Raw genomic sequence first — 21473 nt, 5'->3', positions numbered from 1 at the left:
ACCTGCACCCAACTCGAGCATGTATCCGTTACTGTCGGTAACAGGTCCCTGGAGACCTGGCCACTCGAGGAGAATCATGGGTCACATTCACCGCACCGCCGTCGCCAAGGCCCCCGTCGGCACCGGATTCGCGTACGTCGACGACTACCGCAACGTCCCCCGCTGGATGTTCGGGGTGACGCGCTTCGAGCCCGTCGGCGTGGAGAACCAGGGCCTCGGCGCCACCTTCGACGCGACGATGCAACTCGGCCCGAAGGCACTGCACTCACGGGTCCGGATCACCGAGTGGGAGCAGGACCGGCTGATCCGCCTCGAATCCGTGGACGGCATCAGCAACGGGTCGACGTGGCGCTTCTCCCCCACCGACGACGGTCACACCGAACTGGCCGTCGACTTCGACTACACGCTGCCCGGCGGCCTGCTCGGCAGGGCCCTCGCGAAGATCGTCGAGCCGATCGTCGGCACCGCCGTCGCCCATACCGAGTCCACGCTCCGGGCCCTGGTGGAGGAACTCGACAGGGGTGCACGCCGGTCCTGAGACGGTGACACCGCCGCCGCGGGGGACCACGATGGAGACACCGATCCCGCTCTCGTGATCGAAGGAGGGCCACCCGTGTCCACCACCGTGTCTCCCACCGACCTACTCGCGCAGCGCCTGCTGGACGCGTCTCTCGGGACCATCGATCTGCTCGCGATCTACCTCGGCGACCGGCTCGGCTGGTACCGCAGCCTGGCCGCGGACGGCCCGGCAACGGCGGACGACCTCGCCGCCCGGACCGGCACCGACCCCCGTTACACCCGCGAGTGGCTCGAACAACAGGCCGTGACCGGGCTTCTCGAGGCCGAGGTGAGCGAAGCCGGCCCGCGCCGGTTCACGCTGCCTGCCGCGGCCGCGGAAGTGCTGACCGACACCACCAGCCTCACCTACCTGGCTCCACTCGCCCGGATGTTCGCCGGCGCGGCCGGCCAGCTTCCCGCCCTGCTCGACGCGTACCGCAACGGGGGCGGCGTGAGCTGGGCGCAGTTCGGCGGCGATGCCCGCGAATCCCAGGCCGACATGAACCGGCCCTGGTACGAGCGGGAGCTGCCGGGCGCGCTCGAAGCCGTCCCCGACCTCGACTCACAGCTGCGCCGGGCCGGAACCCGGATCGCCGACATCGGCTGCGGCGGCGGCTGGTCCACGATCACGCTGGCCCGCACCTACCCCGACGCGCGCGTCGACGGATACGACGTCGACGAACCCTCGGTGCGGATGGCGACCGGCAACGTCCCGGCCGAGGTCGCCGGCCGGATCGCCTTCCACACCGGGGACGCCGCGCAGCTGCCGGGCGCGGCCTTCGACACGGTGTTCGCGTTCGAGTGCATCCACGACATGCCGGACCCGGCCGCCGTCCTCACCGCTGCGCGGCGGTCACTGCGGCCCGGCGGGTGCGTGGTCGTCATGGACGAGGCCGTCGCGGAGGAGTTCACCGCTCCCGGCGACGAGACCGAACGCCTGATGTACGGCTTCAGCCTGTTCGTCTGCCTTCCCGACGGCATGAGTCATCCGCCGAGCGCGGGCACCGGAACCGTGATGCGGCCGAACACGCTGCGCGACTACGCTTCCGCGGCCGGGTTCACCGGCTTCGAGGTCCTCCCGATCGAGAACTTCGGGTTCTGGCGCTTCTACCGGCTGACCGACTGAAGGCGACCGGCCGGAGGCACCCTCAGGCCAGAAGCCCCTTGGCGATGTGCGTCACCTGGATCTCGTTGCTGCCCGCATAGATCATCAGCGACTTGGCGTCCCGCGCGAGCTGCTCCACCTTGTACTCGGCCATGTAACCGTTGCCGCCGAACAGCTGCACCGCCTCCATCGCGACCTCGGTGGCCGCGCGCGAGGAATACAGCTTCATCGCCGACGCCTCCGCGAGCGTCACCTTGTTGCCTGCCGCGGTGCGTTCGATCGCGTTGAACACCATGTTCTGCACGTTGAGGCGCGCAACCTCCATCTCGGCCAGCTTGAGCTGGATGAGCTGGAACTGTGCGATCTCCCTGCCCCACAGCTTGCGGTTCTTGGCGTAGTCGATGCACAGCCGCTGGCACTCGTTGATGATGCCCAGTGCGAGCGACGCGATGCCGATGCGCTCGGCCGCGAACGACTCCTTCGCGCTCTCCTTGCCGTCACCCTTCGCAGGGTTCTCGGTCTCGCCGAGCAGCCTGTCCTTGGTGATCCGGACGTTGTCGAAGAACAGCTCGCCGGTGGGCGAAGAGTTCATGCCCATCTTCTTGAACGGAGCGCTCTGCGTGAAGCCCTCCATGCCCTTGTCCAGCACGAAGCCGAGGACCTTGCGGTCCCGGCGATCGACCGAGGCGTCCCCCTCGTCCAGCTTCGCGTACACGATGGTCACGTCCGCGTACGGCCCGTTCGTGATGAAGGTCTTCTGGCCGTTGAGGATGTAGTCCTCGCCGTCGCGGCGGACGTAGGACTTCATGCCGCCGAACGCATCCGAGCCGGAGTCGGGCTCGGTGATCGCCCACGCGCCCACCTTCTCCATGGTGACGAGCTCGGGCAGCCAGCGCTTCTTCTGCGCCAGGGTGCCGCGGCTGCGCAGCGTGCCGACGGTGAGGCCGAGACTCACACCCATCGACGCGACGAGGCCGAGACTCACACCCGCGAGTTCGCTGTTGAGGATCACGCCCATGCTGCCGGCGCCGCTGAACCCGCCGCCCTTCTCCCCCGACTCGGCAACGGTCTCGCCGCGCTCGCGCGCCTCCTCCTTCGCGAAGGCCTTGTCGAGCGCCTCCCGCGCCATCTCGTCCATGCCGAAGGTGGCGTACATCTTCCGGATGATCCCGAACGGAGGCAGTTCACCGCTCTCGAGCTTGTCGACGTGTGGCTTGATCTCCTTGTCGATGAAGCCACGCAGCGCGTCGCGGAACATCAGGTCGGTGTCGGACCACTCGTACATGTCGTGAACTCCAAGTGTTTTCGGGTAAAGAACGCAGACGTTGCAAATATAGAACACGTTCTCATTCCGTGTCGCCGAGATCGCCCTGGACAGCGGCGCAGCCGCCGGCGCACACTGCACTCGGGCGACGGCCACATCGGCGCCCGTGCGGTCGGGAGCCACAATGAACCATCTGGGATACACGCTCGCATACCTACTCCGGATCACACCGTGGGAACACCCGCGAGCCGGATTTCGCCGCGAACTCGGCGATCACCTGGACCACGAGGAACGGTCGGGCAAGCCCGGTCGGGCCCTCGACATCGGATGCGGCACCGGTGACCACTCGATCGAACTCGCCGGCCGTGGCTGGCACGTGACCGGCGTGGACGCGGTCTATGCGGCTGTCGAACGGGCCCGCCGCAAGGCCGCCGCCGAAAAGGTGGACGTCACGTTCCTCGTCGGCGATGCCACCCGACTGGGCCCCTTCGCCGGTAGCGCATTCGACCTCGTACTCGACGTCGGATGCTTCCACGGGCTGACCCACTCGCAGCGCCTCGACTACGCGCGGGAGGTCACCGCCGTCACCGACCCCGGCGCGCACCTGCTGATGTTCGCGTTCAGTCCGGGCCGGCGCGGTCCGGTCCCCGCGGGCGTCAGTCACGCGGAAGTGGCGCGGACCTTCACCCACTGGACACTCGACAAGGACGAGGCGTCGGACCCGACCGAGCTTCCCCGCCCACTGCGCAGCGCCGCACCCCGGTGGTACCACCTGACCCGCACCGAGTGACCGACCGGGATACCGGGTCGGATTCGGAAAGCGGTCGCGTGTTGCGCTCGGCGACCGCGCCGGCGAACGACGATACTGAGGCCATGAGCCGCAAGCCCCTCGATCCCCGCCTCCGCGTCCCGATCGCGGTCGCCGCCGCCATCCAGATCGCACTGACCGGTGCCGCCCTGCTCGACATCCGCCGTCGCGACCCGAACGCGATCCGCGGGTCGAAGAAGGCGTGGACGGCTGCGTCGTTCGTCAACTTCCTCGGCCCGATCGCATACTTCGTCTACGGGCGTCGCCGCGCCTGACGGCCGCGAACTCAGGCGGCCCGACGCCGTCGCTGGTGCCGACCGCCCGTCAGCCCCCACGTCATGTCGGGTTCGGCACTGCCGGGACGACGCCGCTCGATGCTGAAGTCGGTGATGGGCAGCCGTTCCAGCAGGCGCGGGTCGGCACAGGGGTCGCCGGGAACGCCCTGTTCGAGCATCGAGTAGGCGGTGTGGTTGACCGACTGCACCGCCAACCGCAGCGCACCGAGAGCAGTCCGTTCCGGGCCGAAGCGCGCCAGGGTGTGACCACCCTGGACCGAGGTGCCGACGACGGCGTAAAAGGCCCAGTCACTGCCCTCCGTCGCGGATGCAGTCGAGGTGCCGGCAGCGAGTCGGGCTTCGGTCGGCGTGGGTACGGTCGCCATGGTGCGCCTTCTTCCGTGTGTGCTTCCCACATCGGTTCCGCTGCGTTAGACGTTAACGCCGGGCACCGACAGGATTGCGGCGCCACGCCCAACCTCGACCGCGCCGTGGTGGCATCATCGCGACCGTGAACAGTCGCAACGACGTCCCACCCCCTGTTCTCACCGACGCGGCCGCGATCCTGGCGGCGCAGCCGTTCAGCGTCCTCCTCGGCACCCGGGTCACCGAGTACGCCGAAGGCACCGCCACCCTCGAGATCCCGATCCGACCCGAGCTGCTGCAGCAGCACGGTTTCGTGCACGGCGGGGTGCTGTCGTACGCCGCGGACAACGCGCTGACCTTCGCGGCGGGCACGGTGCTCGGACCGAGCATCGTCACCTCCGGGTTCACGATCAGCTACCTGCGTCCCGCCGTCGGCACGCTGCTGCGAGCCGAGGCGAGCGTCGTCACCGGCACCGGCAGGCAGGCGCTGTGCAGATGCGAGGTGTACGTCGAGGGCCCGAACGGCACCACGCTGTGCGCCGCCGCGCAGGGATCCGCCGCGTTGATCGACCGGAGCCGGCCGGCGAAGTGACCCCCGAACGCACAGTTCCCCGCTGTCACATCGGGCCACTCGAGGTGACCGAATGCGACAGCGGGGAACGGGCGCGGCGCGGCGCGGGCTACGTCAGTGCATCATCATCGGCGCCGACTCGCCCTCGACGGGCGCGGCCGGCTTGCGGCGCGGCAGGAAGAACGCCGGAATCAGCGTCAGCAGCAGTAGCACCAGCGCGACCATGAAGGTGTTGCCGAACGCGTCCGCGGCCTGACCGAGAATCTGCTCCGCCATGCCCGGAGGCTGCGCGGCGGCAACTTCCGGCACATGCTGCATGGCAACGGTCTTGGTGTCGAGACCCCGATCGAGCATCTGGTTGGTCAGCACCACCGACATCGTCGCGGTGCCGATCGAACCGGCCACCTGCTGGACGATGTTCATCAAGGTCGAACCGCGGGCCACCGTCTGATCGGTGAGCGTCTGCATCGCAGCGGTCATGATCGGCATCATCGTGCAGCCCATGCCGAGACCCATCACGAAGAGCGCCCCGAGCAGCAGCGGATACGGGGTGTCGGCACCGAGCTGGGTGAAGACACCCATGCCGACCGACATCAACGCGACACCGAACATGACGATCTTGCCGGGGCCGATCTTGTCGACCAGGTTGCCCGCGATCGGCATCGTGACCATCGCTCCGATACCCTGCGGGGCCAGCAGCAGGCCCGCCGCGAGGGTGGTCTCACCGCGCACCTGCAGGAAGTAGCTCGGGAACAGCAGGCCGGCGCCCATGAACGCGATCGCGAACAGGCTCGAGGTGCACACTGCGATGGTCAGGTTGCGGTTCTTGAACAGGTGCAGGTCGATCAGCGGGTGATCGGCGCGATGCAGCGAATGGAACACGAACGCGATCACCAGCACCAGGCCGACGACTGCCGAGACGAGAACGCGAGCGGACGCGACGGTCCCGGTCTCGGGGATCGAGGACACACCGAAAAGGAACAGCGCCAGACCGGGCGAGAGCAGCAGCATGCCGAGGAAGTCGAACGACTCCGACGGCTGCGGGTTGTCGGAGGGCAGCAGCACGAACGCCGCGATCAGCGCGATGATGCCGATCGGCAGGTTGATCAGGAAGATCCAGTGCCAGGTCGCGGCCTCGATCAGCCAGCCGCCGAGGATCGGTCCACAGATGGGACCGAGGAGCATCGGGATGCCGAGCACGGCCATCACCCGGCCGACCCGCTGCGGGCCGGCGGCTCGCGTCATGATCGTCATGCCGAGCGGCATCAGCATGCCGCCGCCGAGACCCTGAACCACGCGGAACGCGATCAGGGACTCGATGTTCCACGCCATGGAGCACAGCACCGAACCCGCCACGAACAGCACCAGCGCCGTCATGTAGAGCCGTTTGGTGCCGAACCGGTCGGCCGCCCACCCGGTGACCGGGATGACCGTCGCCAGCGCCAGCGTGTACGCGGTCATCGTCCAGGCGACGGTCGCGTAGGTGGCGTCGAATTCCTGCATGAAGGTCGGCAGCGCGACCGACACGACGGTGACGTCGAGGATGGACATGATGGCACCGAGCACCACCACGCTGGCGATCTTGAGAACTGCGCCGTCGATCTTGTCCGAGGCCGCCGGGGCTCCCGGAGGTGTCGGCGTCGTCATGAGGTCTCCTGACAATTGCGATTGGCTCGGCGGACTTCGCCCGCGAGTGGTACTGGCAGAACTGGCGTGCCGGAACGGGTGGGTGCTGATCGACCGAGACCCGGTGAATCCACGCACCTCGTGACACAAGGCAAGTGTCAACGATGACGCACACCGCCACCCAAACGCGAACACTTGTGAGGGCAATCACCCAGCCCGTCGATCCGATCACGATGCCGGCCCGTCGGGCAACCGAATATTCCCGTACACCCGGGCGTTCCCCTGCGCGGCTACGCTGCAGTTCATGGCCGACGCCGTCCGCACCCTGATCCTCATGCGCCACGGCAAGTCCGCGTATCCCGACGGCATCGGGGACCAGGATCGACCACTCGCTCGGCGGGGTCGACGCGAGGCCGCCCTCGCCGGCGACTGGATCCGGCGCACCCAACCGCCCGTCGACGCGGTGCTGTGCTCGACCGCCACCCGCACCCGTCTCACCCTCGCCGCGACCGGTATCGACGCACCGACCCGGTACAGCGACCTGCTCTACGGCGCGACACCGGCGCAGGTGCTGCACGAGATCGCCTGCGCCGACACCGATGTCCGCACCCTGCTTGTCGTCGGTCACGACCCCGGCATTCCCGGCGCGGCGATGGCACTCGACCCGAGGTCGCGATACGCCGACCGGATCTCGGACAAGTTCCCCACCTCGGCGCTTGCGACCCTCTCCGTCACCGACGCCTGGTCTGGGATCCACGCCGCCGGGGCGACCCTGACGGCATTTCACGTCCCCCGCTGAGGCGGCGCCTCACAGGGTCACGAGGCGGCGCCTCACAAGGTCACGAGGCGGCGCCTCACAAGGTCACGAGGCGGCGCCTCACCACGCCACCGGGGTGGGCGATGGTTCGGCGATACTGGGGCGCGCCCGGTGCCCACCCCAGGAGAGGACCCGCCTTGCCGTTCGATCAGCCGCTCGCCCCTCCGCCCGCCCGCGGCGAGCTGTTCGCCACGTCCCGTCCGGTTCGGACCGGCGACGTCGCCCCGGACAACCGGCTCCGCTTCGACGGGATCGCCCGGTACCTGCAGGACATCGCCTCCGACAATGTCGACGCCGGCGGATTCGGAGACTCCGATCCCGTCTGGATCCTGCGCCGCACGGTGATCGACGTGCTCACCCCCGCGTTGTGGCCGGACCGGATGCACCTGCGCCGGTGGTGCTCGGCCTACTCCACGCGCTGGTCGAACATGCGTGTGCAGTTCCGCAGCGAGGGCGGTGCCCGGATCGAGACCGAGGGATTCTGGATCAACATCAACCCGGACACGGGGATGCCGACCCGGATCAGTGACGGCACCCTCGCCCTGCTCGGCAGCCACACGGACGAGAACCGGCTCAAGTGGAAGTCCTGGCTCGACGAGCCGATGCCGGACGACGACGGCACCGACACCCCGTTCCCGCTGCGGTCGACGGACCTCGACCCCCTCGAGCACGTCAACAACGCCGCGTACCTGCATGCCGTCGAGGACCACGCGATCACGCGCCCCGATCTGCTGGCCGGGCCGCACCGGTTGGTGATCGAGTACCGATCCCCGATCACCTCCGGCGAGCATCTGGTCGTCCGGCGGCGCGAGGACGCGGACTCGATGACGCTGTGGTTCCTCGTCGATGGCGTCGGCCGGGCCACCGCGCGGATGGCCCGGCTCGACGTCTCCGTCACATGCCCGTGAGGGTCACCCCTTTGCGATCGACACCATCTCGCCGACGTCGAGCAGCTTGACTCGGGGCCGGCCCGCGGCCTTGCCGAGCTCGCGTTCGCGGGCGTCGATCAGCTTCCAGCCCGCCCAGTCGACCTCGTCGGGCTGCCGGTCCGCGAGCAGCGCCACCAGCGCGTCGCGGTCCCCCTTCGGCGGGTTCAACCGGTCTGCAGCAAGGTCTTCGAGGATCAGTGCGACGGTGTCGTGCGAGCACTGCCGGTTGGTGCCGATGACACCCGAAGGCCCCCGCTTGATCCAGCCCGCCGTGTAGGTACCGGCGACCGGCACGTCGGTGCCGACCTCGGTGACGCGACCGCCGACGTTCGAGATGGTGCCCCGCGCCTCGTCGAACGGCATGTCCGGGACGGGGACCCCGCGGTAGCCGACGGATCTGAGCACCAGGCCGGTCTCGAGGAGCTCGGTGTCGCCGGTGCTGCGGGCGCGCATCGTGCCGGACTCGTCCGCGACCATTTCGTTGCGGGCGACGAGCAGCCCGGTCACGTGGTCGGCGCCCTGCACCTCGACCGGGGAAGCCAGGAACCGCAACACGATTCGCTTGGGGTGACCGGCCAGGGGGCGGGCTGCGTACTCGCGCAGGATGTCGAGCTTGAGCTTCTTCGCCGGGTTGCCCTCGACCTCGGCGGCGCTGACGTCGTCGAGTTCGAGTTCCGCTGGATCGATCACGATGTCGACTCCCGGCAGGTACCCGAGCGCGAGCAGTTCCGGGTTCGTGAACGCCGCCTGCGCGGGCCCGCGGCGGCCGAGCAACACGACCTCCTCGATCGAGCTCGCCCGCAGTGCCTCGACGGCGTGCTGCGCCATGTCGGTCTTGGCGAGGGTGTCGGGATCGACGACCAGCAACCGCGCCACGTCGAGCGCGACGTTGCCGTTGCCGACGATGACGGCTCGCGTACCGGTCAGATCGAATTCCCGTCCGGCATAGTCGGGATGGCCGTTGTACCAGGCCACGAACTCGGTCGCGGCGAGGCTGCCGGGCAGGTCCTCCCCCGGGATGCCGAGGTGCCGGTCGCTGGGCGCGCCAACCGCATAGATCACCGCGTGGTGGTGTTCGAGCAGTTCGGCGTGGGTGATGTGCTTGCCGACCTCGACGTTGAGGTGCATGCGGAACCCCGGCCTGCGGGACACCTCGGCGAAGAGGTCGGTGACGGCCTTCGTCTCCGGATGGTCGGGCGCGACACCGGCGCGCACGAGCCCCCACGGGGTCGGCAGTCGGTCGAACATGTCGACCTCGATCCCGGACCGCTTGAGCGCCAGCAACTCCCGCGCCGCGTAGAAGCCGGAAGGACCGGAGCCGACGATCGCGACCCGGAACGGGTCCTGGTCGGTCTTGGGGAACTTCAGCGACGGTCCGGGGGCCGCGTCCTCGATGTCACCGGCAGCGAAGTAGTCGGCGTTGATCGACGCGTACCGCTCCATCCCCGGGGGCAGGTCGTCGTCGCGGAAGATGGCGTTCACCGGGCAGGCGTCCACACAGAGACCGCAGTCGATGCAGGTCTCGGGGTCGATGTATAGCATTTCGGTGGTCTTGAACGCCCGCTCGTCCGGCGTCGGATGGATGCAGTCCACCGGGCACACCTCGGTGCAACTGGCATCGTTGCAGCAAGGCTGAGTGATCACGAACGCCACTGTCGATCTCCTCCAAACTAGAACCTGTTCTCGCAACAATACCCGGGCAACGCAAGCAGAGTCACCGAGAATCCACGGTTGACCGGCCGAGTTTTTCGCCAACGCCACCGACGATCCGCGACGGCCCGCGACGCCGGACGGCTCACCATGGGTACCACCGGGCGCGCGTGCACCAAAGCGCCCGAAAAGTGAAATTGCGACACATTTGCCGGTTCGCCGGGCGGCGGACCGCTCCGCGCCATACGATGTCCCCGTTTTCTGGCCCATCTGCCATGGACGCACGACCGAGGCTGCCCAGGTGGGTCGAACGAGACTGGGGGAGTTCGACGGTGACGAGGAACGAAAGTTCGCAGCACGAACTATATAAGCACTCGGCACCCACATCGGGGAACCCTCGGGCGCGATTCGCCACTCCCGAGGAGATCGAACTCTGGGACGAGTTCGTCGTCCGCAATCCCGACGAGGGCTCCGTCTTTCGCAGTCACGCGTTTGCCGAGTCATTGCGGCTTCAAGGCCACACACCGGTCTACCTGTTCGTGGACGACCTCGCGGTGACCGCGGCCCAGGTGCGGGTTCCACGCCTCGGCTCCTTCTGGCAGATTCCCGGGCCGGGCGTGAGCGACGTCGACGACCTGCTGCTTGTCACCGACGCCCTGGTCGCACTCGCAGCGGAGAACGGGATCTTCACCGTTCGCGTCGACCCGCAGATCAGGGAGGACGACACGGTCCGGCGCCACCTCGAGAGCCGGGGACTCCGGCGCACGATCTCCTGGACCACCGATCACACGGTGTTGGTCGACATCAGCGGCACCGACGAGGAGGTGCTCGGGAGGTTCAGCACGCGCGCGCGGCGGTGGATCAAGCGTGCGGCCCGCGACGGCGTTGTCGTCGAGCGGGTCGAGGCCACCGACGAGAACTGCCGACTCAAATACGAACTCCTGCAGGCCACCGCGGATCAGCGGTTCTCGATCATGAATCTCGCTGCGACCACCGGCTCCTACCAGCAGCTCCAGGCGGCGGGTAACGGGCAATTGTTCTTCGCCCGTCACGAGGGAAGGATCGTCGCCGGCGCCTACGCGATGAGGCTCGGGGAAAGCGCGCTGTACCTGACCGGCGCGTCCGTCCGGAAGGATCCGGGAAGCTCGGAGGGTAACGGCCTGGGCGCCCACGGTGTCGGGCACGCGGTGCAGTGGGAAATCATGCGCTGGGCCCGGGAGGGCGGGTGCACCCGCTACGACATGTACGGCTCGCCGTCGTCGGCGACGATCGACGACACGGAGCACCCGCTGTACGGCGTGGGACAGTTCAAGCTGAGTTTCAACAAGGAGGTCACGGACTACATCGGGTGCTACGACGTGCCGGTCCGCCGAATTCCGGCGTGGCTCATGTACCGATCGGAGCGCCTGGCAGTCAGACTCCACCGGTCGAAGCTGTTCGCGCGGATCACCGGGCGGACCGTACGGACCAACCCCGACCTCGCCTGGTTCCGCTGACGGAACCGGCGCCGGTTCCGGGTCGGACGGGCGACCGACCCGGAACCACCGATCACCCGAGGAACTTGCGAAGCCCCACGACCACGGCCGCGACCACGATCACCGCGAGGAGCGCGGGCCAGAATCCGATCGCCCACCACAGCACACCGAAACCGATCACCACCGGCGCGGCGACGATCGCGGCGATTGCCGGGCTTTCCTTGACCGTCTCCAGTGCCGCCTGTGTCTTGTTCCGGTCGATTCCCTTGCCCGCCATCACACCGCTCCCTCAGGTTCGCTCTCGCTGCGCCGGAGCCGAATGTCCGGTTCGTCCCCAACGATAGACGTGAAACGCCCCCACTCCCCCATGCGCAACCTTCACCGCATCGGCGTGGAACTCACTCACGGGCCGCCCGATGGACCGGGTTGTGGACCGGGTTGAGGCCCAGCACGCGCAGGCCGGGCGGTTCGGGCGTCGGCGCCTCCCACCGAGTGCAGTAGTGATCCAGGAAGATCCGGCCGACCAGTTCGCCTCGGCTGTGGACGCCGGTCTTCGCGAAGATCGACTTGAGGTGATCCTGAACGGTGAACGGCGACAGGGCGAGCGTGTGGGCGATACCTCGGGTGTCTCGGCCCTGAACGCAGTGCATCGCCACCTGGCTCTCACGATCGGTCAGGCCGTAGGACAGCGCGATCACCGGCGCGACATCTTGCGGAGTGGCAGGGTGGATTATCACCGCCGTTCGTGCCGACCCAGGGTTGCCGGTCAGCCGGGTGCCGTAGACCAGCAGCCACACCCCGCTGCGGGTACGGACGCGGACGCGGGCCGCGCGCTCGACCGGGTCGGCGCCCACCGGAATCGCGCGTGCTCGGGCGGCGATCGCCTGTACCACCTTGGCTTCGGACGGTTGCACGGGCGTGGGCTCCTCGACGAATTCGGCGATCCAGCGCTCGGCCGCCGGCGAGATCGACTCCATTCGGCCGTGCTCGTCGAGCACGACGACTCCCGGCCCGAGGTCGAGGTCCGTCGTCGCGAACGATGCAGGCTCGCCCAGAATCGCCCGCCGCATTCCGGCGGCGAGGGAAGGCGCCAGCGCCTTCAGCTTCCCGACGTCGGCCTCGGTGAACGCGGGCCGGTCCGAGTGGCGCAGGAATGCTGCGGCACCCCAGTAGATTCCGTCGGCGACCAGCGCCACGCGGAGCTCGTCGCCGAAGCCGTACGCCTCGAGCGTGCAGTACCGAGTCGCCCGGGACAGGTCCCCGCCGGTGTCGATACTCGTCGAGCCGGCGATCTTTCCGCTGCGGGCCAGGTATCTCCACTGGTTGACGTCGTCGATGGCGTACTCGTGGTGCGCGAGCCAGGATCCCGAGCACTGGACGCCACGGTTGATGCTGCTGGTGAACAGGATCGTTCCCGGGTCGACGGTGTGGACGCAGAACGCGTCGAATCGGAGACCGCCGGAGAGCGTTTCAGCGGCGGCCGCACCGAAATCCACCCAGGTCAGGCGACGGTGACGCAGCCGTTCGATGCCGTCGCTGACGTGCGACCACGCATCTCCGGTCACCTCTGAAGCGTACGCCCGTCCCTTCCGGTCACAATCCCAGATTCGCGGGATGGTCTCGTGGCCGCTGCGCCGACCACGCTTGTTCTTGTGACGGCGACACAGTGACCCTCGAACGGGACTGCGGCGCCGACGAGGATTGGACCTATCGTGAGCAACGAAAAGCACCTCGCGTACATCGGCGAGTTGGCGGTCACGCTGGGCATCGGACTTGCCGTGGCCGCGCCGGTCGGCGTGGCGGCTGCCGCCCCCGCCGACAACGACTCGGGCACGTCGTCGAGCGTCGGCTCCTCGGACGGTGCGTCGGCGAACAGCAGGCATTCCGACGGTACGTCGAGCCGCGACTCGGACCGCGGAGCGTCGAACGGCAGCGCCTCGCACGGCAGCAACAACAACTCGGACAACGGCAACTCGGACTCGGATGGTCCCCGATCGTCTGGTCCCCGATCGTCGAGAACGGACCCCACGCCCCCAACGGATGAATCCACCACGAACGACACCCCGAGCGAGGCCACATCGGGCGACGACGCCGGAGAGACCCGCGCGCCGGACCCCGCCACAACCACCGACGGCACCGAGTCCACGGGGGCGGATTCGACCGCCACCGAACCGGCCGCCGTCGACGACTCCGGTACCGAGACCGCGCCGACCGGCCGGCCTGCCGTGCCCGAGGGCACATCCGGCGAGAACTCGTCCGCACCGACTGCGACCGCAGGGCCGACAATTCCCGACGGTGCAGACACGGGTGACCGGGTGGTCACGGGCAACACGGTCACGGACAACAACACGGTCACGGACTACGCAGATACGGACAACGCGGATACGGACAACGCGGGCGGGCCAACCCCGGTAACGGCTCCGCGGCCGGACAGCACGACCCCCGACCCCGCCGCCACGACGGCGGACGCTGCCACCCACGGCCCCGGCCCGGACACATCCTCAGTTGTCCCGGGGCCGGCACTTCCCGGGACGGCAGCTCCTGGGTCGGCAACTCCTGGGTCCGCAGAGGCAAAGGCCCTACCGGGGTTGCCGGGGGTACCCGGGGTCGCCAGCGCGACGCTCGACCCGGCGACGCGAACCGCCGCCCTGCTGCAGCGGGCACACGAAGACGTCGCGGCCGGCACGCAGGCGCTCGCCGCGGCACTCCCGGATCTCCCGACACCGGCGGAAGCCGCATCCCGTGTCGTATCGGGCGTCCTGGGAGCCATCGGTCTGCGCCCGTACCTCTCCGACGATCCGTCCACGCCGATCGAGTCGCCGGCGTTCTGGGCGCTGGCCGCAGGGTGGTGCCGTCGACAGGAAATGACCGCGACCGCCGACGCGACCCGAGGCCTGGCCTCCGGCGGCGGCGTGACGACCGGCCAGCCGATCGAGCCTGCCGACGACCTCGCCGCAAGCACTGTCGCCGAAACCTCCACCTTGACCGGGCCTGCCGTCGGCACCGCCACGGCCCGAACCCTGGCCTCGAGCGAGTTCACGACCAGCCAGGCAACCGGGTCGTCTGCCGACCTCGCTGTCAGCACGTTGGCGGCGACCTCCACCGCGACCGGGCTCGTGGTCGGAGCCCCCGACCGCGGCACAGGGAAGGTGCTCGGTTCGATCAACGCCTCCGGAAGCGGACTCGTCTACACGGTCACCGATCAGCCCGACCGCGGGTCGGTCAAGGTCGACTCCGCGACCGGAAGTTTCACCTACACCCCGACCAACGCCGCGCGGCAGACCGCGGCACTGGACCCGGCCGGCGACTACGACTCGTTCACCGTCACCGCGACCTCGGGTCAGACCAGCACCCCGGTCATCGTGCAGGTGCCGGTGTCGGCGGCAAGAATGCAGGTCGCGCAGTCGATCACCGTCGGGTCCAACCCGTCCGGTGCCGCGATCGCCGGCACCAAGACATACGTGGCCAACAAGGGATCCAAGAGCGTGTCAGTGATCAGCGCCAACAATGCCGTCGGCGGGCCGATTACCGTCGGCACCTCGCCGACCGGGGTCGCAGCGGATCCGGGCGGCACCCGCGTGTACGTCACCAACAGCGGCAGCAACAACGTGTCGGTCATCAACACCGGCACCGACAAGGTCGTCGCCACCGTCACCGTTCGCACCACACCCACCGCGGTCGCCGTCAACCCCGTGGCCGTCACCAAGGGCACAAACCGGGTGTACGTCGTCAACAGCGGCAGCAACAACGTCTCGGTCATCAACAGCAGCACCAGTACCAGCACGAACACGGTGGTCACCACCATCAACGTCGGGACCACCCCGAATGCCGTCGCCGTCAACCCGAGCGGCACCCGCGCCTATGTCACCAACGCCGGCAGCCTGCTGGTCCCCGGCTCTGTGTCGGTGATCGACACGACCAGCAACACCGTCGTCGCCACCGTGCGAACCGGTATCGGCACGACCCCCAACGCAGTCGCTGTCAGCCCCGACGGGACCCGCGTCTACGTGGCCAACCGCGGAAGCAACGACATCTCGGTCATCGACACCAACAACAACACCGTCGTCGGAAGGATCAGCGTCTCGTCGCAGCCGACCTCCGTGGTCGTAACGTCCGACGGCAGCGCCGTGTACGCCGTGTCGGATTCGGACAAGCTGACCGTGATCGACCCCAAGACCAACACCGTGGTCTCCAGCGTCGGTATCGATTCGCCCGCCGAATCCGGCGCCCACAGCATCGCCCTGAGTTCCGACGGTTCCCGGATGCTCGTCACCGACGCCGCCGACGGACGAGTGCGTGCACTGTCGCTAACCCAGGTGAACTCCGCACCCACTGCGACATTGACGGTCGCTGACCCGCGTCTGTCCGACGGCGCAGTCTTCGTGACCCTGACACCCACCGACCCGGACGGCGACCCGGTGACCTTCACCTACACGGCGCCGAATTCCGGCGCGGTCGCCTCCGACGGCGTCGCGGCCCTCACCTACACCCCGACCGCCGCAGCCCGCGACCTCGCGCTGCAGTCGCAGGGAGCGGACGCCGACCAGTTCACCCTCACCTTCAGTGACGGCCAGGCCGCTACGAATCTCGTTGTCACCGTTCCCGTCTCGGAGACCCCATCCGCGGTGTCCTTCGATGCCGACTCGGTCGACTCGACGGCGATCCGAGTGGGCAGTGGCCCGTATGACGCGGCCATCGTCGGCGGCCGACTGTACGTCGTGAGCGATGACGACTCGGTCCGGGTGTTCGACCGGACCACCGGCACGGTCGTCGGGGATCCGATCGCGGTCGACTGGTACTCGACGACGATCGCGGCCGCCCCGCGCATCGACCGGGTGTACGTCAACAGCCCGATGTCGGGCACCGTTCAGGTGATCGACACGGCAACCGGCACCGTGGCCGCCACGATCCAGCTTCCCGTCTCCGAGGACTTCCAGGGATACTCCCTGTCGCAGGCGATGGTCACCAGCCTCGACGGCACACACCTCTACACCAGTGGGCAGGACGGCACCGTGTCGGTGATCGACACCGCCACGAACAAGGTCGTCGCCTCGCAGCCGCTCGGCTCCTTCAGCAGCCTGGAGATCAGCGCCGATGGCCGGTATCTGTACGGCACGAGCGGGCCGGCTGTCAGCGTCATCGACTCCCGGTCCCTGACCACGATCGCCACCACCACGGTCGGGCCCGAATGGAATCTCAATGCAACGAGCAGCGAATTCGGCGACACCGTCTACAGCATGGCGGTCGACCCGAGTGGGACCAGGCTGTACGCCACTTACCGCGTCACCACCGTGGCGACCGGCACCGGCGGGCACACCAACGGAGAGTTCATCAGCGACACCACCGGCAGAAGCTGGCTCGTCACGGGCCGCTACGACGTCGTCACGGTGATCGACATCGATCCGGCGAGCGCCTCGTACGGCGAGGAGATCGCGACGGTCCGGCTGACCGACGGGGCACGGGACGTCGCGCTCAGCTCCGACGGCCGCGTGGCATACGTCACCGCTGGGGACGGGCGCACGGTCACCGTGATCGACACCGTGACGAACACCCTCGTCGGAACCTTCGTCACCGACCCGACCGGCTCGGCGTCGACCCGGTCCGTGCTGATCTCGGGCGACACGCTGTACGTGACCGACTACTACGACGGGGCCGTGTACGCCGTCACCGGCCTGCCGACCGGCACGCCCGCGGCGCTGGCGGTCTGACCGCCGCAACCCACCACTCACCGATGTGACGCACCCGAACCCCAGAAGGGGTGATTCCAATGACCGTGCTCTTCGTCGCCGCGGCCGTGCTGTGCGTCGTCCTCGTACTCGGCCTGAACGGCGAAGGTTCGATGGACTTCTACGCGGCGGCGGTGTCCGGGACCACCCGCGAACGCGACCGGGCCGCGGCCGGTGTCACGCGAGCGAAGGCGAAGGCGGCTCGGCGCCGACACGCCCGCCCGGCGTACGGGACGGCTCCCGACCCGCACGTCACATAGCGCCGGAACGCCAAACGGCCCCGCACTCGCGATCGAGTGCGGGGCCGTTCGGCTGTTGCGCGAAACGCTTACCGGTAGTCGCTACCGAAGCCGTAGTCGTCCAGCGGAACCGCAGCGCCGGTCGCCTGGCCGAAGCCTTCCGGGCTGTAGTACTGGTCGTCGTACGACGGCACGGCGTAGGCCGCGGCGCGCGCCTCCTCGGTCGGCTGAACCTGGATGTTCCGGTACCGGTTGATGCCGGTGCCGGCCGGGATCAGCTTGCCGATGATGACGTTCTCCTTGAGACCGATCAGCTTGTCCGAGCGGCAGTTGATCGCCGCGTCGGTCAGCACGCGAGTGGTCTCCTGGAAGGACGCCGCCGACAGCCACGAGTCGGTCGCCAGCGAGGCCTTCGTGATGCCCATGAGCACCGGACGACCCGACGCCGGCTCGCCGCCCTCGGCGACGACGCGACGGTTGCTGTTCTCGAACTCGGCACGCTCGACCAGCGAACCGGGCAGGAACTCCGTCGCACCCGAATCGATGATCGTCACGCGGCGCAGCATCTGGCGCACGATGACCTCGATGTGCTTGTCGTGGATCGACACACCCTGGCTCCGGTACACCTCCTGCACCTCGTTGACCAGGTGGATCTGCACCTGGCGCGGGCCCATCACGCGCAGCACCTCGTGCGGATCGGCAGCACCCTCCATGAGCTGCTGGCCGACCTCGACGTGGTCACCGTCCGCCAGCAGGCGCTCGGAACCGTCGTCGTGCTTGAACACGCGTAGACGCTGACGCTTGGACAGCTTGTCGTACACGACCTCTTCGCCACCGTCGTCCGGGACGATGGTGATCTTGTAGAAGCGGTCGCCGTCCTCGAGCTGCACCCGGCCGGTGACGTCGGCGATCGGAGCCTTGCCCTTCGGGACGCGGGCCTCGAACAGCTCCTGGACACGCGGCAGACCACCGGTGATGTCGGCCGCGCCGGCCGCACCACCCTGGTGGAACGTACGCATGGTCAGCTGGGTACCGGGCTCACCGATCGACTGGGCGGCGACGATACCGACGGCCTCGCCGATGTCGACGAGCTTGCCGGTCGCCATCGAGCGGCCGTAGCAGGTCGCGCAGACGCCGGTGCCGGTGGTGCAGGTGAGCACGGAGCGCACCTTCACCTCGGTGACGCCGGCGGCGAGCAGCGCGTCGATCGCCGGGTCGCCCAGGTCGTGGCCACGCTCGACGATCACGTTGCCGTTCTCGTCGACCGCGTCGGCGGCCAGGGTGCGGGCGTACGTCGAGGTCTCGACGTGCGCGTCGCGGATGACCGAGCCGTCCGGCTGCTTCTCCGAGATCGTGGTGATGATGCCGCGCTCGGTGCCACAGTCGACCTCGCGGACGATGACGTCCTGCGAGACGTCCACCAGACGACGGGTCAGGTAACCCGAGTCGGCGGTGCGGAGAGCGGTATCGGCCAGACCCTTACGAGCACCGTGCGTGTTGATGAAGTACTCGAGAACCGTCAGGCCCTCCTTGAAGGAGGACTTGATCGGACGCGGGATGAACTCACCCTTCGGGTTCGTCACCAGGCCCTTCATACCGGCCAGCGACCGAACCTGCGTCATGTTGCCGGCCGCGCCGGACTTCACGATCATCGGGATCGGGTTGTTGTCCGGGAAGTGGGCCTCCATGGCCTTGCCGACCTCGTCGGTGGCCTCGGACCAGATCTTGACGAGTGCACTGTTGCGCTCGGCGTGGTTGAGCGCGCCGCGCTGGTACTTCTTCTCGATCTGATCGGCCTGCGCCTCGAAGGACTCCATGATCTGGGCCTTCTCCGGCGGCACCAGAACGTCCGAGATGGACACGGTGACGCCCGAGCGGGTGGCCCAGTAGAAGCCGGTGTCCTTCATCTTGTCGACGGTCTGCGCGACCACGATCATCGGGTACCGCTCGGCGAGATCGTTGATGATCGTCGCCTGCCGCTTCTTCGGCATCTGCTCGTTGACGAACGGGTAGTCCGCCGGGAGCAGCTCGTTGAACAGCACGCGGCCGAGGGTGGTCTCGGCGACCCAGGCGTCACCGTAGTTCCAGCCCTCGTCGCCGAACAGCGCGTCCTCGATCTCCTTGGACGGACGCTGCGTGGTCAGGCGCACCTTGATCTTGGACTGCACCTTCAGCGCACCCCGGTCGACGGCCATCTGCGCCTCGGCGGGCGAGGAGTAGACGCCCTGCTCGGGACCTTCCGAAGTGGCGGAGGTCAGCTCGCCGGTCGCACCCTCGTCCAGACGGGTCAGGTGGAACAGACCGGTGACCATGTCCAGACGCGGCATGGCCAGCGGGCGACCCGACGCCGGCGACAGGATGTTGTTCGACGACAGCATCAGGATGCGGGCCTCGGCCTGCGCCTCCGCGGACAGCGGCAGGTGCACGGCCATCTGGTCACCGTCGAAGTCGGCGTTGAACGCCTCACACACGAGCGGGTGCAGCTGGATGGCCTTGCCCTCGACGAGCTGCGGCTCGAAGGCCTGGATGCCGAGGCGGTGCAGCGTGGGGGCGCGGTTGAGCAGCACGGGATGCTCGGCGATGACCTCTTCGAGGACGTCCCACACCTGGGCGCGCTGACGCTCGACCATCCGCTTGGCGGACTTGATGTTCTGCGCGTGGTTCAGGTCGACCAGACGCTTCATCACGAACGGCTTGAACAGCTCGAGCGCCATCAGCTTCGGCAGACCGCACTGGTGCAGCTTGAGCTGCGGGCCGACGACGATGACCGAACGACCCGAGTAGTCGACGCGCTTGCCGAGGAGGTTCTGACGGAACCGGCCCTGCTTGCCCTTGAGCAGATCGGACAGCGACTTCAGCGGACGGTTGCCCGGACCGGTGACCGGCCGGCCACGACGACCGTTGTCGAACAGCGCGTCCACGGACTCCTGCAGCATCCGCTTCTCGTTGTTGACGATGATCTCGGGGGCGCCGAGGTCGATCAGTCGCTTGAGGCGGTTGTTGCGGTTGATGACGCGGCGGTACAGGTCGTTGAGGTCGGAGGTCGCGAAGCGGCCACCGTCGAGCTGCACCATCGGACGCAGCTCCGGCGGGATCACCGGGACGGCGTCGAGAACCATGCCCATGGGCGAGTTGCCGGACTGCTGGAACGCAGCGACCACCTTGAGCCGCTTGAGCGCGCGCAGCTTCTTCTGACCCTTGCCGCTGCGGATCGTCTCGCGAAGGTTCTCGGCCTCCGCATCGATGTCGAAGTTCTCCATCAGCTTCTGGATGGACTCCGCGCCCATCGCGCCGGTGAAGTACTCGCCGTAGCGGTCGACGAGCTCGCGGTAGATGCTCTCGTCGATGATCAGCTGCTTGACGGCCAGCTTGGTGAAGGTGGTCCAGATCTCCTCGAGCCGGTCCAGCTCACGCTGGGCGCGATCGCGGAGCTGACGCATCTCACGCTCGCCGCCGTCCTTGACCTTGCGGCGGACGTCGGACTTTGCGCCCTCGGCCTCGAGCTCGGCGATGTCGGCCTCGAGCTTCTGGGCGCGGGCCTCGAGATCGGCGTCGCGCTGGTCGGCGATGGTCTTCTTCTCGACCTCCATCTCCGCCTCGAGCGTGGACAGCTCGTTGTGGCGGAGCTCGTCGTCGACACCGACGATCACGTACGCGGCGAAGTAGATGATCTTCTCGAGATCCTTCGGCGCCAGGTCCAGCAGGTAGCCGAGGCGGCTCGGCACACCCTTGAAGTACCAGATGTGGGTGACGGGGGCGGCGAGCTCGATGTGGCCCATCCGCTCACGACGCACCTTCGCACGGGTCACCTCGACGCCGCAGCGCTCACAGATGATGCCCTTGAAGCGGACGCGCTTGTACTTGCCGCAGTAGCACTCCCAGTCCCGGGTGGGGCCGAAGATCTTCTCGCAGAAGAGGCCGTCCTTCTCGGGCTTGAGCGTGCGGTAGTTGATGGTCTCCGGCTTCTTGACCTCGCCGTAGGACCACTGCCGGATGTCCTCCGCGGTGGCGAGACCGATACGGAGTTCATCGAAGAAGTTGACGTCGAGCACGTAACTTCCTTT

At 68.1% G+C, this 21473-nt stretch carries 17 protein-coding genes; 10 read left to right on the top strand and 7 right to left on the bottom strand.

Annotation, left to right across the window (positions count from 1 at the left end; translation table 11 throughout):
• The first annotated feature begins 76 nt into the window (after positions 1-76).
• Both ACWDUM_RS24360 and ACWDUM_RS24355 read left to right on the top strand, forming a co-directional pair.
• The gene (locus ACWDUM_RS24360; RefSeq protein ID WP_450135946.1) at positions 77-538 is read left to right on the top strand and encodes an SRPBCC family protein; all 462 of its coding nucleotides are present in this window, start codon (positions 77-79) and stop codon (positions 536-538) included.
• A gap of 75 nt (positions 539-613) precedes the next feature.
• Positions 614-1684 (top strand): methyltransferase domain-containing protein, encoded by a 1071-nt coding sequence (locus tag ACWDUM_RS24355; RefSeq protein ID WP_450135945.1) that lies wholly within the window; start codon positions 614-616, stop codon positions 1682-1684.
• A gap of 22 nt (positions 1685-1706) precedes the next feature.
• Here ACWDUM_RS24355 and ACWDUM_RS24350 read toward each other — a convergent pair whose 3' ends face one another.
• On the bottom strand, positions 1707-2948 hold the full coding sequence (locus ACWDUM_RS24350; protein ID WP_450114456.1) for an acyl-CoA dehydrogenase family protein: 1242 nt from the start codon (positions 2946-2948) through the stop codon (positions 1707-1709).
• A 163-nt stretch (positions 2949-3111) separates the two neighbouring features.
• On the opposite strand from ACWDUM_RS24350, the gene ACWDUM_RS24345 reads away from it, so the two are divergent.
• Together ACWDUM_RS24345 and ACWDUM_RS24340 are read left to right on the top strand one after the other, a co-directional pair.
• Positions 3112-3717, top strand: coding sequence for a class I SAM-dependent methyltransferase (locus ACWDUM_RS24345; protein ID WP_450135944.1), 606 nt, complete (start codon positions 3112-3114; stop codon positions 3715-3717).
• Positions 3718-3800: 83 nt separating this feature from the next.
• A complete protein-coding gene (locus ACWDUM_RS24340; protein ID WP_450135943.1) occupies positions 3801-4010 on the top strand; it encodes a PLDc N-terminal domain-containing protein in 210 nt (69 codons plus the stop codon).
• Between the two features lie 11 nt (positions 4011-4021).
• Here the strand turns inward: ACWDUM_RS24340 and ACWDUM_RS24335 are convergent, their stop codons facing one another.
• The gene (locus ACWDUM_RS24335) at positions 4022-4396 is read right to left on the bottom strand and encodes a hypothetical protein (protein ID WP_450114453.1); all 375 of its coding nucleotides are present in this window, start codon (positions 4394-4396) and stop codon (positions 4022-4024) included.
• A gap of 125 nt (positions 4397-4521) precedes the next feature.
• On the opposite strand from ACWDUM_RS24335, the gene ACWDUM_RS24330 reads away from it, so the two are divergent.
• Positions 4522-4968, top strand: a complete 447-nt coding sequence (locus ACWDUM_RS24330) for a PaaI family thioesterase (protein WP_450135942.1) — start codon at positions 4522-4524, stop codon at positions 4966-4968.
• 93 nt (positions 4969-5061) lie between these two features.
• Here the strand turns inward: ACWDUM_RS24330 and ACWDUM_RS24325 are convergent, their stop codons facing one another.
• Positions 5062-6594, bottom strand: coding sequence for a DHA2 family efflux MFS transporter permease subunit (locus tag ACWDUM_RS24325; protein WP_450114451.1), 1533 nt, complete (start codon positions 6592-6594; stop codon positions 5062-5064).
• A 283-nt stretch (positions 6595-6877) separates the two neighbouring features.
• Between ACWDUM_RS24325 and ACWDUM_RS24320 the strand changes: the two genes are divergently transcribed.
• Together ACWDUM_RS24320 and ACWDUM_RS24315 are read left to right on the top strand one after the other, a co-directional pair.
• Positions 6878-7372, top strand: coding sequence for a SixA phosphatase family protein (locus tag ACWDUM_RS24320; RefSeq protein WP_450135941.1), 495 nt, complete (start codon positions 6878-6880; stop codon positions 7370-7372).
• Positions 7373-7527: 155 nt separating this feature from the next.
• A complete protein-coding gene (locus ACWDUM_RS24315) occupies positions 7528-8298 on the top strand; it encodes an acyl-[acyl-carrier-protein] thioesterase (RefSeq protein WP_450135940.1) in 771 nt (256 codons plus the stop codon).
• 3 nt (positions 8299-8301) lie between these two features.
• Here ACWDUM_RS24315 and ACWDUM_RS24310 read toward each other — a convergent pair whose 3' ends face one another.
• On the bottom strand, positions 8302-9972 hold the full coding sequence (locus ACWDUM_RS24310) for a 4Fe-4S binding protein (RefSeq protein WP_450135939.1): 1671 nt from the start codon (positions 9970-9972) through the stop codon (positions 8302-8304).
• A gap of 329 nt (positions 9973-10301) precedes the next feature.
• On the opposite strand from ACWDUM_RS24310, the gene ACWDUM_RS24305 reads away from it, so the two are divergent.
• Positions 10302-11465, top strand: a complete 1164-nt coding sequence (locus tag ACWDUM_RS24305) for a lipid II:glycine glycyltransferase FemX (RefSeq protein WP_450135938.1) — start codon at positions 10302-10304, stop codon at positions 11463-11465.
• Positions 11466-11517: 52 nt separating this feature from the next.
• Here ACWDUM_RS24305 and ACWDUM_RS24300 read toward each other — a convergent pair whose 3' ends face one another.
• Positions 11518-11721 (bottom strand): hypothetical protein, encoded by a 204-nt coding sequence (locus ACWDUM_RS24300; protein WP_450114446.1) that lies wholly within the window; start codon positions 11719-11721, stop codon positions 11518-11520.
• Positions 11722-11842: 121 nt separating this feature from the next.
• Complete coding sequence (locus tag ACWDUM_RS24295) at positions 11843-13009, bottom strand: helix-turn-helix transcriptional regulator (RefSeq protein WP_450135937.1); 1167 nt, start codon at positions 13007-13009, stop codon at positions 11843-11845.
• A gap of 147 nt (positions 13010-13156) precedes the next feature.
• Between ACWDUM_RS24295 and ACWDUM_RS24290 the strand changes: the two genes are divergently transcribed.
• Complete coding sequence (locus ACWDUM_RS24290; protein WP_450135936.1) at positions 13157-17152, top strand: beta-propeller fold lactonase family protein; 3996 nt, start codon at positions 13157-13159, stop codon at positions 17150-17152.
• A 59-nt stretch (positions 17153-17211) separates the two neighbouring features.
• The gene (locus tag ACWDUM_RS24285; protein ID WP_450135935.1) at positions 17212-17430 is read left to right on the top strand and encodes a hypothetical protein; all 219 of its coding nucleotides are present in this window, start codon (positions 17212-17214) and stop codon (positions 17428-17430) included.
• A 68-nt stretch (positions 17431-17498) separates the two neighbouring features.
• Here the strand turns inward: ACWDUM_RS24285 and ACWDUM_RS24280 are convergent, their stop codons facing one another.
• On the bottom strand, positions 17499-21461 hold the full coding sequence (locus tag ACWDUM_RS24280) for a DNA-directed RNA polymerase subunit beta' (RefSeq protein WP_450135934.1): 3963 nt from the start codon (positions 21459-21461) through the stop codon (positions 17499-17501).
• Positions 21462-21473: the final 12 nt, after the last annotated feature.

The sequence above is a fragment of the Rhodococcus sp. NPDC003322 genome (genome assembly GCF_053589555.1).
This window is presented reverse-complemented; position numbering and strand designations above follow the sequence as displayed.